This is a genomic window from Paenarthrobacter sp. (assembly GCF_031180005.1).
GTDB lineage: Bacteria > Actinomycetota > Actinomycetes > Actinomycetales > Micrococcaceae > Arthrobacter.
The window spans coordinates 61632-75216 of record NZ_JAPSHI010000014.1; the positions used below are offsets into that span (position 1 = coordinate 61632).

The 13585-nt window shown below is 61.6% G+C and carries 14 protein-coding genes; 11 read left to right on the top strand and 3 right to left on the bottom strand.

The window, feature by feature from the left end; all coding sequences use genetic code 11:
* Positions 1 to 105 precede the first annotated feature (105 nt).
* From RIF72_RS11950 to RIF72_RS11960, 3 genes are all read left to right on the top strand, one after another.
* Entirely contained in the window at positions 106 to 954 is an 849-nt protein-coding gene (locus tag RIF72_RS11950) for an isocitrate lyase/phosphoenolpyruvate mutase family protein (RefSeq protein WP_309075100.1), read from the top strand.
* Between the two features lie 99 nt (positions 955 to 1053).
* Positions 1054 to 2106, top strand: coding sequence for a hypothetical protein (locus tag RIF72_RS11955; protein WP_309075101.1), 1053 nt, complete (start codon positions 1054 to 1056; stop codon positions 2104 to 2106).
* Complete coding sequence (locus RIF72_RS11960; RefSeq protein WP_309075102.1) at positions 2087 to 2626, top strand: hypothetical protein; 540 nt, start codon at positions 2087 to 2089, stop codon at positions 2624 to 2626. The genes RIF72_RS11955 and RIF72_RS11960 overlap by 20 nt, the downstream gene beginning before the upstream one ends.
* A 148-nt stretch (positions 2627 to 2774) precedes the next feature.
* Here the strand turns inward: RIF72_RS11960 and RIF72_RS11965 are convergent, their stop codons facing one another.
* Both RIF72_RS11965 and RIF72_RS11970 read right to left on the bottom strand, forming a co-directional pair.
* Entirely contained in the window at positions 2775 to 3284 is a 510-nt protein-coding gene (locus RIF72_RS11965; protein ID WP_309075103.1) for a GerMN domain-containing protein, read from the bottom strand.
* A gap of 483 nt (positions 3285 to 3767) precedes the next feature.
* Positions 3768 to 4334: an NADPH-dependent FMN reductase gene (locus RIF72_RS11970; RefSeq protein WP_309075104.1), complete on the bottom strand. Its 567-nt coding sequence runs from the start codon at positions 4332 to 4334 to the stop codon at positions 3768 to 3770.
* A gap of 119 nt (positions 4335 to 4453) precedes the next feature.
* Here RIF72_RS11970 and RIF72_RS11975 point away from each other — a divergent pair, with 119 nt between their 5' ends.
* The 8 genes from RIF72_RS11975 to RIF72_RS12010 all read left to right on the top strand — a co-directional run bounded on the left by RIF72_RS11975 (position 4454) and on the right by RIF72_RS12010 (position 13110).
* A complete protein-coding gene (locus tag RIF72_RS11975) occupies positions 4454 to 5059 on the top strand; it encodes a helix-turn-helix domain-containing protein (protein ID WP_309075105.1) in 606 nt (201 codons plus the stop codon).
* 343 nt (positions 5060 to 5402) lie between these two features.
* Entirely contained in the window at positions 5403 to 6386 is a 984-nt protein-coding gene (locus tag RIF72_RS11980; RefSeq protein WP_309075106.1) for an ABC transporter permease, read from the top strand.
* The gene (locus RIF72_RS11985; RefSeq protein WP_309075107.1) at positions 6386 to 7345 is read left to right on the top strand and encodes an ABC transporter permease; all 960 of its coding nucleotides are present in this window, start codon (positions 6386 to 6388) and stop codon (positions 7343 to 7345) included. The genes RIF72_RS11980 and RIF72_RS11985 overlap by 1 nt, the downstream gene beginning before the upstream one ends.
* Positions 7342 to 9501, top strand: coding sequence for an ABC transporter ATP-binding protein (locus RIF72_RS11990; protein WP_309075108.1), 2160 nt, complete (start codon positions 7342 to 7344; stop codon positions 9499 to 9501). Before RIF72_RS11985 ends, RIF72_RS11990 begins: the two co-directional genes overlap by 4 nt.
* 76 nt (positions 9502 to 9577) lie before the next feature.
* Complete coding sequence (locus RIF72_RS11995) at positions 9578 to 11305, top strand: ABC transporter family substrate-binding protein (RefSeq protein WP_309075109.1); 1728 nt, start codon at positions 9578 to 9580, stop codon at positions 11303 to 11305.
* A gap of 220 nt (positions 11306 to 11525) precedes the next feature.
* Complete coding sequence (locus tag RIF72_RS12000; RefSeq protein ID WP_309075110.1) at positions 11526 to 11795, top strand: type II toxin-antitoxin system Phd/YefM family antitoxin; 270 nt, start codon at positions 11526 to 11528, stop codon at positions 11793 to 11795.
* Entirely contained in the window at positions 11792 to 12049 is a 258-nt protein-coding gene (locus tag RIF72_RS12005; RefSeq protein ID WP_309075111.1) for a type II toxin-antitoxin system RelE/ParE family toxin, read from the top strand. Before RIF72_RS12000 ends, RIF72_RS12005 begins: the two co-directional genes overlap by 4 nt.
* Positions 12050 to 12063: 14 nt before the next feature.
* Complete coding sequence (locus RIF72_RS12010) at positions 12064 to 13110, top strand: Gfo/Idh/MocA family oxidoreductase (protein ID WP_309075112.1); 1047 nt, start codon at positions 12064 to 12066, stop codon at positions 13108 to 13110.
* Here the strand turns inward: RIF72_RS12010 and RIF72_RS12015 are convergent.
* A complete protein-coding gene (locus RIF72_RS12015; RefSeq protein WP_309075113.1) occupies positions 13094 to 13573 on the bottom strand; it encodes a hypothetical protein in 480 nt (159 codons plus the stop codon). The genes RIF72_RS12010 and RIF72_RS12015 overlap by 17 nt on opposite strands.
* Positions 13574 to 13585: the final 12 nt, after the last annotated feature.

Consider the following 13585-nt stretch of genomic DNA (forward strand, 5'->3'; position numbering starts at 1 on the left):
CAGGATACTCCTCGTTGTTGCTAATGAGGCAACAGTTGTTTTCGGTGCTTTTCATTTTCGCAGGCTGTCCTTTACGCAGCGATCGCGAAGGGCTGGAATGTAGCTATGACAGCGCACCGGGGATCCGTGACCAAAGCAGAACACTTCCATAAACTTCACGACGCAGGGCCAACGCCTCTTGTGCTCGTGAACGTGTGGGATGCGGCTTCCGCCCGGGTTGTTGAGGAAGCGGGTGCTACGGCGATTGCCACCTCAAGCTCGGCCGTCTCCTGGAGCTTGGGATTCCGGGACGGCGACCACGTGCCGTGGGGCTTGGCAATGGCTGCGCTTGGTCGCGTGGCGCGTGCAACCCGGTTGCCGGTCTCGGCAGACATTGAGACGGGCTACGGGCGCACTGACGATGAACTTCGTGCCACTGTCCATGCCGTTTTGGACGAGGGGGCTGTGGGGATCAACATTGAGGATTCCGCTACCGAGCCGCTCGCGGACATCGACGAACAGTCGCGCCGGATCGCCTTGATCCGCGCAGTTGCCGACGATCGTGGAATACCCCTGTTCATCAATGCCCGTACCGACACCTACCTGTCCGGCCAGTTCGCGGACAGCGCCTATGACGAAACTTTGCGGCGTGCCGAGGCCTACCTCACTGCGGGTGCGGACGGAATCTTCGTGCCGGGCGTCGTGGATCTACATGTCCTCCATGAGCTGGCCAACAGGATTCCTGCACCGCTCAACGCGTTGGCCGGGGTTGGCGCGCCGTCGCCCCTTGAACTCCACGATGCAGGGGTTCGTCGCGTCAGCATTGGCGGCAACACGGCCAAAGCGGCCTATGCCAAGGTGGCGCGGGTGGCGAAGGAAATCCTTGGCGACGGCAATTGGGCGGGGCTGGCCGGAACACGCAGCCACGACGAAATGGACTCCCTGTTTGAACCAGGACCCAAATACAGCCTTTGAACGCCGTACTTGCCCGCAGGTTAGGGCACGACGGCGGTACCCGGCTTTAATGTCAGACCTCGCCGATAGCGTGGGTCATGGAAAACGAGGGGAGCATCCATGGCACGGCGCAGTGTACAGTTCTGGCGGATCGAGCAGCTGAACGGTGACGAGCTCAACCGACCATTTCCAGCGCGCCGTGTTGCCGAGGTGCTGAAGAAGGCCCAGGATTCCGGGATAGACCGGCACTTCACCAGCGTGGACGGGACTGTGTTACTCGCCCAAGCGGCGGCATCTTCACCGCATCCGGTGCTGCTCTTGGACCGGGTGCGGGACACCAATCTACCGAGCGTCGGCGACGCCCTCGGGCGGCGTAAGCCCCTGCCGTTGGCTCCCGGTGACCATCTGTTGGAGACCACCTACTTCGCCTTTCTGAAGCGGAATGTCATTGCGGTGCTGACCAGTGGCAATGGCCCGCGCGCATCCAGGATGGGCGAGTACCTCGAAGGAATGCTGGGGCTTGAGTCAAGCCTGGTGCCGGTTGTGCGCGAGGACATCGAAGAAATCCTCACCCGGCTGGAGGTAAGCCGTTTCGAGTTCGCGCTTCCTGCCGAACGTCTGTCCGGGAAGCTTATGGAGGGTGAATGGGCTGACGTTTTGGACAGCGCCTCGCGGCTCATGAAGGAGGGTACGTTCCGGATCTCCCTGAGCGTTGGCAGGTCCGGCAAGGCCGAGGACAAACAGCGGATTCGGGACCGGATCCAGCGGCTGATCGATCTTTTCCGCAGGTCCGGATCCGTGGAGCATTTCGATTACGTGGTAGCCGAGGGCAAGGACTCACTGACGGGAGACCGTGAGGTGGTGGACCTGCTGAAGGAACGGTTCATCTCGCACATCGAGGTGGATCCGGATGTCTTCAACGATCCCCAAAAATCCACAACGGAGGCAATCGCCATCCTCAATAAACAGGCCAGGGACAACGAGGCATTTTTCGCCAAGACCCTGCCGGACATCAAGGGTTCGGCTGATTCCGCGTTGGTTCCGGACATCGTTGCGGGCGGAATGGCCACTGTTCGGGCAGCTATGGCGGCGGCCGTGGAGAGCGCTGACAAGGCCGGTCAAGCATCCGAGGAGAACCAAGGCGGTGCAGATCATGAGCTTGTACGGGGTTGACGTTGAGCGAACCGGGCGCCGCAGGACTCTGTGGCGTTGGTTTCTGTTGCATCCCAGCGCAGACTTCGGATGGGCTGCGCTTGTCGTCCTGATCTGGCTGGGAATCGCGCTGCTTGCGCATCAACCGCTGATGCTGGAAAGCGTGGACCCCGGTGCCCGGCGGACCCTGTTCCAGACACTCGCGACGCTGGCCGGGGCCACGGCTGGCCTGACACTGACCAGTGTGTCCATGCTGATCAACGTGCTGGGAAAGAAAGCTGCGCCGGGTCAACGGGAACTCCCCTTGGAGAAACTGTCCGCCACTCATCGGCGCCAAATCGGCGAAGTCTTCCTTTTTGCCATCCCTGGGCTGGGCCTGCTGGTGGTTGCTGCCTTGGTCACGGTGGTCCTGGAAGGAGACGCCGTCACCGGCCTGTGGATCCCTGAAGCACTGGTCTTCGTGCTGACTTTCGCCTCAGTCCTTGCCCTGTTGCGTGTGGCGTGGGCACTGAGGAGGGTGCTGGCCATCGCCACGTCATGAGCCGTCAAGCTAGCCCTGCCAGACCCTAACCCCGCCCGCCCCGCTATTACGTTGTCGAGCCGCTATTCCGTTGCGGGGCAACCACGGGATAGCGGCTCGGCAACGTGGCAGCGGGGAACCCACGGAACATCGCGCCCCGCATCAGCACTCACCGAACGCTCAGGGCCTCCGTCAGGGTCCTGCCGTTCACATAGATCTCGGCCCTCGACGCGCCACTGGCGGACACTATGGTCTGCGTCAGTTGTGCCTGGATCCGTGGGATGTCACACACGCCCCCGGGCCGCAGTGACCCGCTGAGGTTAACCACCACCGTTGCACCGCTCATGTAACCGGAGAGGTAGCGCAGCGAGGAATCAGCCAATGCGTCGTAGAGGGCCGCATCGCTGTCCACTGGCATTCCGGCCTCCAAGAGCCGGCCGAGAGCCACGGACAACGGATCTCCGGGCACGGCAACGCCCCTGACAGGTACCAGGCTGTCGTTACAGCCGAACCGCACGCCGCGGGCGCCGCCGTCGTCGATTGCCACGTAGTAGACCGCTGGTCCGGAGTTCTCCGAATCCACGGGAATGATCGATGCGGTGGCTGTTGGTTCGGGTGCGCTGGTGCCTGGTTGGGGTGAAGGCTCGACGACGGGCGCCGTTTGGGTGGGAGAGGCCACGGGCGAAGCGGGAGTACTTGCGGACGGTGCTGGAGTTGGCGTTGCTGCCGGGGGTGACGCGGCTGGGACGGCGACGGACGGCGTACCCGGGCTCGAAGGGGAGGGAGCCGAGGCAGCTGGCACGGAAGCAATGGTCGAAGGTGTAGGGGCAGGCGAAGCCACGGAAACTGTCGGCAAGGACCCTGCGGACTCAGGTCCGGAAGATTCGGTCGGGACAGTAGTGCAGCCACCCACCCACAGGCCGAAGATGAGGCAGGCAGCCGTGATCGCCGTCGTGCTTTTTGGTCCCCGTCCGGCATGCATGACAGCCCCGCGCTCCTGTCCGTCCACCTGTTTCTCCAACGTTAGGACGGGACTGCGGAACACAACATGCCGTTACGGTGACGGTTCGGACAAGAGTTGATCACGCCCCTTTCAAAGCTGTAGGAACGCGAATGCCCCGCCCCGCGAAATGCGGAACGGGGGCATCGAAAGCGTTAAAGACTACGCTGCTGCTTCTTCGTCGTGAACGGTGGTCAAGGGCTCAAAGATGCCCTTGATCTGCTCAACAACCTCAGCGTCGTCCTTCGGGTGCAGTTCAGCGAAACGGATCATGGAACCTGGAACGGCCAGCTTGACGTCTTCAAGTACCTTGGCGCCGGCGATGCCGGCAGCCTTGCGGGCTTCGTCCTGGGCCCACACGCCACCGAACTGGCCGAAGGCGGTTCCGACGACGGCGGTCGGCTTGCCGGAGAGGGCGCCGGCACCGAACGGGCGGGACAGCCAGTCGATGGCGTTCTTCAGGGAGGCGGGCATGGTGCCGTTGTGCTCGGGCGTGACGAGGAGGATGGTGTCGGCGTCGGCTGCTGCAGCACGGAGGGCGGCGGCTTCGGCGGGAACCTGGCCTTCGACGTCGATGTCTTCGTTGTAGAAAGGAATGCTGCCAAGTGAGCCGTGGATCTGCACATTAACGTTCTCGGGAGCGTTCAGCTGGATGGCTTCGGCGAGTTTCTTGTTGTGGGAATCGGCGCGCAGGCTACCGACGAGGGTAAGAACGGTGCTCTTGGACATGGTGTCTCCTTTTGTCTGGCCGGGTGAGGTGCCGGCCGTTCGATGTCTGGGCTTGGAGCCTTCATCGATACTAAACGGACTATGGTCCGCTTTCTATTCCCGGGGTCTAGAATATTTCTGTGAGCTCGATCCCCATTCGACCGGACGTGCCCCTGGGTGCGCCCCACGAGCGCAGTGACGCAGCGAGGAATCGCGAGCGCCTTCTCAGCGCTGCCCGGGACTTGGTGGCCGAGCTCGGCGCTGAAGCACTGACCATGGACGCACTCGCTTGTAAGGCCAAGGTTGGCAAAGGGACAGTCTTCCGCCGCTTTGGTAGCCGCGCCGGACTCATGATGACCCTGTTGAGCGACTCGGAGTCCGAATTTCAGCACGGATTCATGTTCGGTCCTCCACCACTCGGCCCGGGTGCCGCCCCCAAGGATCGTTTGGTGGCCTTCGGTGAGGGGCGAATTTACTTCGTCCTGGAAAACGGCGAACTCTTGAAAGCGGCGGGCGCTGCTACCCGCAACCGCTTCGACGTCCCTGCAACCAAGCTTTCGCATCGACATATGGAGGTCCTGCTGCGGGAGGCGGGAATCGCGGATCCTTGGGTGATGGCGATGTCTCTGACCTACGCGCTGGACCCTGAGCGAATAGTGGACGATGTTCGAGTTCGAGGCATTTCCCCCACGCGGCTCGCGGACTCGTGGCGAGAACTGGTCACGCGGCTCTTGAGGGCCGCCTAAGGGCAACCGCAAACAGCGCGCAGTCAGGGCGGAGTCCACTGTTAGCGCCCCCATTGGCGTCGCTGTGAGCACGGCAGTGGCACCGACGTCGTAAACATGACGCAACCTGCACATAACAATCTGGCTGCAGGCGCGAAACTGGACGCCTCGAAGCAAAACGTGAAGCAGTTATTGTGGTAGTTTCCTCTTGAATGTGACGCATGCCATATAGGGCTGGTGATCACTGAAGGGGTGCGGGGGCCCAAGAACCCGCTGCGCCAATTCGTAGCTGACGCCGGCCACAGCCGGGAACCGCGGAAGGACGAGCATTGAGTTTTGCCACGATTCGGGGCAGCCGCCCGACATGCTGAAATATCTGATGAAGCGGTCGGGCATCTACCTGATCATGATCTTCCTGACCACAAGTGCGGGTTACTTCCTGGCGGTCTCGTCGCTGAAACCCGCAGTCCTCGAGCAGGAAAAGATCCCGCGGCCAACCCCCGAACAAGTAGCTGCTTCTTTCCGGGGACTCGGACTGGATCCGGACAAAAACGCCTGGGAGCGTTACCTTGATTGGCTCTGGGGCATCGTCACCCGCTGGGACTGGGGCCGCAGCCCGAACGGCGCGTTCGTGAATGCCGAATTCGCGGACCGCGTGATGGTCTCCACCCGGTTGTTCATCGCCTCGATCATCCTCACCCTGGTCATTGGCGTCGCCCTCGGCGTCTACTCGGCCGCCCGCCAGTACAAGTACCAGGACCGCGTCATCACGTCCTACAGCTACTTGGTGCACATCCTCCCCGCTCCCATCGCATACTTCCTGGTGCAGCTCGGTGCCATCAGCATCAATGAGGCCGTTGGCGAGCGCATCTTCTTCGTGACGGGGATTTCGACGCCGGGAATTGAGCCGGGCTGGCCGGCTTTCGTTGACCTTCTGGCCCACTACGCCGTGCCCACCTTCGCGATGACCGTCTTCGGTTGGGCCGGTTACCAGATCGCCCAACGGCAGTACCTCTTGGATAACGTGAACGCTGACTTCGTCCGCACTGCCCGGGCCAAGGGACTCACCCGAAACCAGGCCATCAGGAAGCACGCCCTGCGCGTCTCCTTCATTCCGGTAGCGCAGAGTATCGCCTTCACCATCCCGGCCATCTTCACGGGCGGCTTCTTCGCGGAGGCCATCTTCGCCTGGCCAGGCATCGGCCTCTGGAGCATCCAGGCCATCAGCCTTCAGGACGTCAACGTCGCCACCGCCACGCTGGCCTACGGCTCAGTAATCTTCGCGATCGGTGCCATCCTTGCCGACTTCGCCACCACGCTGGTCGATCCACGAGTGAGGGTCCAGTAATGACCAACATCATCGATCCCATTGCGGAAATCGACGAGTCACGCGTCGCGGACCAGGACGTCGTCATTGGGAAGTCGCGGATCATCTTCCGTCGTTTCATGCGGAACCGGACCGCCGTCGCCGGCTTGTTCATCTTCCTCGCGCTGTTCCTCTTCTCGATCTTTGGCGGGTTCCTGACCTCGTGGGACAAGGACACCCTTGATCCCTTGAACATTGGTATGCCGCCGTCACCGGACCACTTGCTGGGTACGACGCAGGCCGGCATCGACCTCATGGCGCTCATTGTGGACGGCACCCGAACTTCCATTCTCATCGGCCTGATCGTTGGCGGAGTTTCCGTCCTGATCTCCGCGGTCTACGGCTGCACCATGGCATTCTTTGGCGGCAAGGTGGACGCGACCATGCTGTTCATCCTTGAAGCGCTCATCATGATGCCCGCCATTCTGGTGGTCGCGGTCGCCACCAGCGGAAGCGGCGGACTGAAAGATCTCCCCAGCTGGCTCCTGCTGGTCGTCGTGCTGCTCTTCTTCAGCTGGATGGGCACCGCCCGCTTGGTGCGCTCACTGTCCATGTCCCTGATGCAGCGGGACTACGTCAAAGCCGCCAAGTACATGGGTGTCCCATCCCGCCGCATCGTGTGGCGCCACCTCGTCCCGAACATCGGCTCGCTGTTGGTCCTGGACTTCACCCGTGGGATCACCGGTGCGATCCTCGCCGAAGTGGCATTCTCCTTCATCGGCATCGGCATCAAACTCCCGGACGTCAGCCTTGGTGTCCTGATCGGCCAGGCGACGGGCCAGGTGTCCTCCTTCCCATGGATGTTCTGGGTTCCGCTGACTGTCATGTTCCTGTTGACCGGTTCGCTGGCCATGATGAACGACGGCCTCCGTGACGCCTTCGACCCCAGCTCCAGCTCCATTGGACGGGCCAAGACCAAGACCGCAAAGGCTGGCAAATGAGCACCAACACCACTCCCGCCGAACGTCTTCGCGACGCAGGACTCTACGCTCCAGGCGACGCCGTCCTGAGCGTCCGCGACCTCAATGTCCGCTTCAACTCCGAGAATGGTGTGGTCCATGCGGTCCGCGGCGTCGACTTCGACCTCATGCCCGGCAAAACACTGGGCATCGTGGGCGAGTCCGGTTCCGGCAAGTCCGTCACGTCCATGGCCATCATGGGACTCCTCCCGGAAACGGCGGACATCACGGGCTCCGTGCGCTTCAAGGGCAAGGAACTCCTGGGCCTCAGCGACAAAGCCATGTGCAAGCATCGCGGCAATGACATCGCCATGGTCTTCCAGGACCCGCTGTCGTCCTTGACCCCGGTTTATACCGTGGGCAACCAGATCATCGAGGCGCTCACGGTCCACAACCCCACCATGAGCAAGCAGGCCAAAGAAGCCCGCGCCGTCGACCTCTTGCGTATGGTGGGCATCCCCAGCCCCAAGGACCGTCTGAAGGCCTTCCCGCACGAGTTCTCCGGCGGCATGCGCCAACGCGTCATGATCGCCATCGCCATCGCCAACGATCCGCGGGTACTCATCGCTGATGAACCTACGACGGCGTTGGACGTCACCATCCAGGCGCAGGTGCTGGAAGTCCTGCACACCGCGCAGGAGGAGACCGGTGCCGCCGTCGTCATGATCACGCACGACCTCGGCGTCGTAGCGGGCATGGCTGACGACATCATGGTCATGTACGCCGGCAAGCCGGTGGAGACCGGCACTGTGGAGGACATCTACTACAACCCGCGGATGCCGTACACGCTGGGCTTGCTCGGCGCTGTTCCTCGAGTGGATACCGCCACCAGGCAGTCGCTGGTGCCCATCGAGGGAACACCGCCCAACCTCGCGTTGCCGGTGACAGGATGCTCCTTTGCGGCCCGCTGCCCGCTGGTCAGCGATGCCTGCCTCCACGGCGAGCCGGAGCTCATCCCCGTCCCCGGCGTTGAGCGCCAGATGCTTGGACACAAGGCAGCCTGCATCAAAGCAGACGAACTGTCCGGTAACGCTGACGCCCACAAGATTTTCCACGCGCCGCCCAAGCCCGTTTCAAAGTTCGACGGCGTCCCACGCGTCGAGCGCGAAAAGGTCCTGGAACTCAAGGACGTGAAAAAGCACTTCCCGCTGCTCAAGGGTGCCTTGATCAAGCGACGGATAGGCACGGTCAAGGCCGTGGATGGTCTGAGCTTCGATATCCGCGAAGGTGAGTGCGTCTCGATTGTGGGCGAGTCCGGTTGTGGCAAGACCACCACCCTCCTGGAAATCATGGAGTTCCACCCGGACCAGGTGGGCGAAGTGGTGATTGGCGGCGTCAGCAACAAAGTAGCCACAGACCACAAGACCAAGATGGCCATGCGCAAGGAAATGCAGATGGTGTTCCAAGACCCCACGGGTGCCCTGGATCCGCGTTTCACTGTGTACGAGGTCCTTGCTGAACCGCTGGAAAACCTCGGGATGCCCAAGGCTGCCATCAGGAAACGCATCATGGAACTCATGAAGCTGGTGGGCCTGCAGCCGGACCACGTGAACCGCTTCCCAAACCAGTTCTCCGGCGGCCAGCGTCAGCGCATCGGCATTGCCCGGGCACTTGCGGTCAATCCGAAGCTCGTGGTGCTGGACGAACCGGTCTCTGCGTTGGACGTGTCCGTGCAGGCCGGAGTCATCAACCTCCTGGACAAGCTCCGCGCCGAGCTGGGCTTGAGCTACCTGATGGTGGCCCACGACCTCTCCGTTGTCCGGCACATCTCGGACCGCGTTGCCGTGATGTACCTCGGCAAGATTGTGGAAACCGGCCACGTGGACGACGTCTTCGACAACCCGCGCCACCCTTACACACGGGCCTTGTTGTCAGCGATCCCGGTTCCTGATCCCAACCTGGAACGGACCCGTGAACGCATCATCCTGCAGGGCGACCTTCCCAGCCCGCTTGATGCTCCCAAGGGATGTAATTTTGCGACCCGTTGTCCGGTGTTTGCCGCATTACCTGCCGCAAAGCAGGAGAAGTGCCTTACTCTGGAGCCGCCACTGGCTTCGGAGAAGGAGGACACACAGGACTTCGCATGCTTCTTCCCGGACGGAGAGATAGATGCCGACATGCTGGTGGTGCATGCCTGACGACATATGACACATCGATTGAAACCCTGTTATTCAACTCGCAAAGATTTCCAGTCGTAAACATGAAGGGCAAACCATGAAGAAATACACGACGATCGGTGGCGTAGCGCTCGCAGCAACGCTCATGCTGACCGCTTGCGGCGGGGGAACGCCGTCGGGTCCGGCCTCGCAGAAGGCCGAAGAGAGTGGCGGTGACATCAGCAAGCTGATTAGCGTCAACGCCAAGGAAGCAAAGGATCTGGAACAGGGCGGCACGGTCACCCTGGCAGTAGGCAGCATAGGTCCGGACTTCAACGGTTTCTCCAATGTGGGCAACAGCGCAGATACTTCAGCGCTGATGACACCCGTAAACACCGCGTCAATTAACAGCGGCGGAATCGGTGGCTGCTGGAAGCTGGACTTCGACGGCAAAGCAGAGCCAAACAAGGACTTCTGCGAGGAAGTCAGGAGCGAAGTCAAGGATGGCAAACAGACCATCACCATCAAGGTCAATGACAAGGCGACCTGGAATGATGGCACTCCCATCGACGTAAAGACCTTCGAAAACACCTGGAACATGCTCAAGGGTGAAGACAAGTCCATCGACATCGTGACCGCGGGCGCCTACGCTTTCGTGGATTCGGTTAAGGCCGGGGCCAACGACAAAGAAGTCATTGTCACCACCACCCAGCCGGTTTTCCCGCTGGAGGGGCTCTTCTTCGGCCTCATCCACCCGGCCATCAACACGCCTGAAATCTTCAACACAGGCTTTGCCGGCAACATGCATCCGGAATGGATGGCGGGTCCGTTCAAGGTGGAAAACTACGACACCACCGCCAAGACCGTAACGATGGTTCCCAACGACAAGTGGTGGGGCCAGAAGCCGGTCCTTGAAAAGGTCATTTGGCGTCAGATGGAGCCGAGTGCAACCATCGCTGCGTTCAAGAACGGCGAGATTGACGCCGCCAATGGTCGTACGCTTGGCCGCTACAAGCAGCTCGAAGGCACAAACAACTCCGAGATCCGTCGCGGCCAGCGACTGTTCGCCGGTGGCCTGAACCTGAATGCCAAGAGGCCGGCCCTGACCGACGTTGCCGTACGCAAGGCGATCTTCACCGCCGTAGACCGCAAAGCCATCCGCGATGTCCGCTTCAACGGTCTGAACTGGTCCGAAGAGAGCTCGGGCTCCATGATGCTCATGCCGTTCTCCGAGTATTACCAGGACAACTACCCCGTGAAGGACACCGGTGCTGAGGCGGCCAAGAAGGTCCTGACGGACGCCGGCTACACGGCCAACGGCAACGGCATCATGGAGAAGGATGGCGTCCCTGTCTCCTTCAAGATCACCAACTTCGGTGACGACCCCACCACGGCAGCAACGTCCCAGACGCTGCAAAAGCAACTGCAGGCTGCTGGCATGGACGTTTCCATCGACCAGCGCGGTGACGCCGACTTCGGCAAGGTTGTAGGCGGACGTGAGTTCGATGTGACTATCTCCGGTTACACCGTGGGCCCGGACGCCACTGATGCCGTGAAGCAGTACTACGACTCCACCACCAACGAGAACGGCCTTGGCGACGCTGAGCTCGACGCCGAGATCAAGCGTCTGGCAACCATCGCCGATGACACTGAACGCAACAAGGCTGCCGTGGAGGTAGAGAAGAAGCACATGGAGAAGTACTTCTCCATGGGCACGGTCATGAACGGTCCGGAGATCCAGTTCGTGCGAACAGGTCTGGCCAATTACGGCCCGTCCCTGTTCAAGAGCCTCTCCAACGTTCCGGACTGGACCACCATCGGCTGGGAAAAGGGCGCCAAGAAGTAGCCCCTCGGCAGTAGTCTCCTGAAGGCCGGGAACTTCCTTGAACCTGTAACGGGTTCGGGAGGTTCCCGGCCTTTCGCCGTCTCCGACGCTCGCTCACCTCCCGCGTGCTTCAGCCCGACGCTCGCTCACCTCCCGCGTGCTTGAGCCCGATGCTCGCTCACATCCCGCGTCGCATCTGTACTTTATGTACATAAAGTACAGATGCGGCTATGGTGGACTCATGGGTACCGCCGACTATGTCGTGAGTGTCGCTGACCTCCGAGTTCATCTTTCAGACACAATCAATCGTGCTGCTTACGGCCATGAACGGATCAGCATCACCCGGAGAGGCAAGGTCGCCGCGGTGCTCATCAGTGCTGAGGACCTCGAGAGGCTTGAACGTCTCGAAGATGAGGCGGACCTTAAGGCGCTTCGGACCGCTAAAGCGGAAGATGATGGTGCCAGGGTCAGTCTCAATGATCTTCTGGAGGAAAACGGCATCACCCGGTGAGCCGATACCGCGCGGAGTTCAGTACCGCGGCTGCCAAGCAGATTCGAAAGCTAGACGCTCCAGTACGCCGGAAGATACTGCTGGCCATCGCCGAGTTGGAACTGAACCCACGTCCGGTCGGAGTCAGGAAGCTTTCCGCAGAGTCGAATGCATGGCGAATTCGTGTTGGTGACTTCAGGGTCCTCTACGAGATCCATGATGGTGAACTCGTCATCATCATCTTCCGCGCCGCCCACCGCCGCGAGGTCTACTGATCTAGCCTAGGGTCATGACTTCCCAGCCGATCCGTACCGCCGTCGCAGGTTTTGGCCTGTCGGGCAGCGTCTTCCACGCGCCCTTCATCGCCAGTAATCCCGCCTACGAACTCGCCGTCATTGCAACATCTGACGCCGCAAGGCAGGCAAAGGCCCAGGCCCGCTACCCGGAAGCACACATCGTCAACACCCCGCAGGACATCCTGTCGCGGGCTGACCAACTGGATCTCGTCGTCCTGGGCACACCGCCCGCAACCCACTTCCCACTCGCGAAAGCTGCGCTGGAAGCGGGGCTGGACGTCGTCGTCGATAAACCGTTCACGGTCCGCAGCGCTGAGGGCGAGGAACTGATTCAAATAGCTGCGAAGCTGGGCCGTGTCCTCACCGTGTACCAAAACCGGCGCTGGGACGGTGATTCACTCACCGTGAAAAAACTGCTCGACGCCGGAACGTTGGGTGCCGTGACCAGGTTCGAGGTGGGCATGGAGCGCTGGGCGCCGGAGATCGCCAAGGCCTGGAAAGCCAGTGCCACGGCGGAAGACGGCGGCGGCGTCCTGTTCGATCTCGGCACCCACGTCCTCGATCTCACTCTCCGGTTCTTTGGGCCGGCCACCGTTACCTTCGCAGAGATCACGGCCCGCCGCCCCCAGGAAAGCGCCGATGACGACGTTTTCCTGGCACTCCAACATGAGTCGGGCGTGGTCAGCCACGTCACCATCAACCTCAACAGCCACCTCCACGGCCCGCGATTCCGCATCCTCGGTACCGAAGGTGGCTTCGTGAAGTTCGGCGCCGATCCGCAGGAGCCCTACGTACTGGGCGGGGGCTTGCCTACAGACGCGGAATACGGCGTCGAGCCTCCCCAAAACAGTGGCACGCTGGAACGGAACGGGCAGCGCACCACCATCCCCACGGAGCGCGGCGCCTACCCCGAGTTCTACCGCATCCTGGCGGAAAAGCTCGACGACGGCGGCACTTCCTCTCCGCTTCCGGCGCCAGTGGATCCGGCGGACTCCGTTGCGGTGCTGAAGCTGATTGAGCAGGCTAGGGCGCTGGCGTAACGTCCGCGCTGGCAACCAGCGAATAGATGGCCTGGAGGTCGTGGTTGCCTTCAATCGGCTGGCAGCTGCCGGTCAACTGGACGACATCCGCTGCGGCGTCCTGGTGGACCACCGTCACTGCTGTGAACTGTGCCAGCGAACCTGCTTGCGGGTGCGTGTAGCGTGCCTCGCGCACGTGCCAATCCCGACCATTGATAACCACTGGCTCTGTGGCGAGCAGGACCGCGTCCGGCAGGGCGTCCAGGAACGAGTCCACGGATGCAGCGATGTCCCTCAGCTGGTAATCGGGCAAGCGGCGGGACACCGAGATCACCACGTTTGCCGTGTAGCGACCTTCTGAGGCCGGGGCCATCAGCGCCCCCACGGCATCAGGGACTACTTGATGCGTCCACCCGGCCGGTGGGTTGAGTTTGATGGTGGGGTAGGCGGGGAAGGATGCGGACGGGAAAACCTGTTGCGACATTGGAGCCTTTCG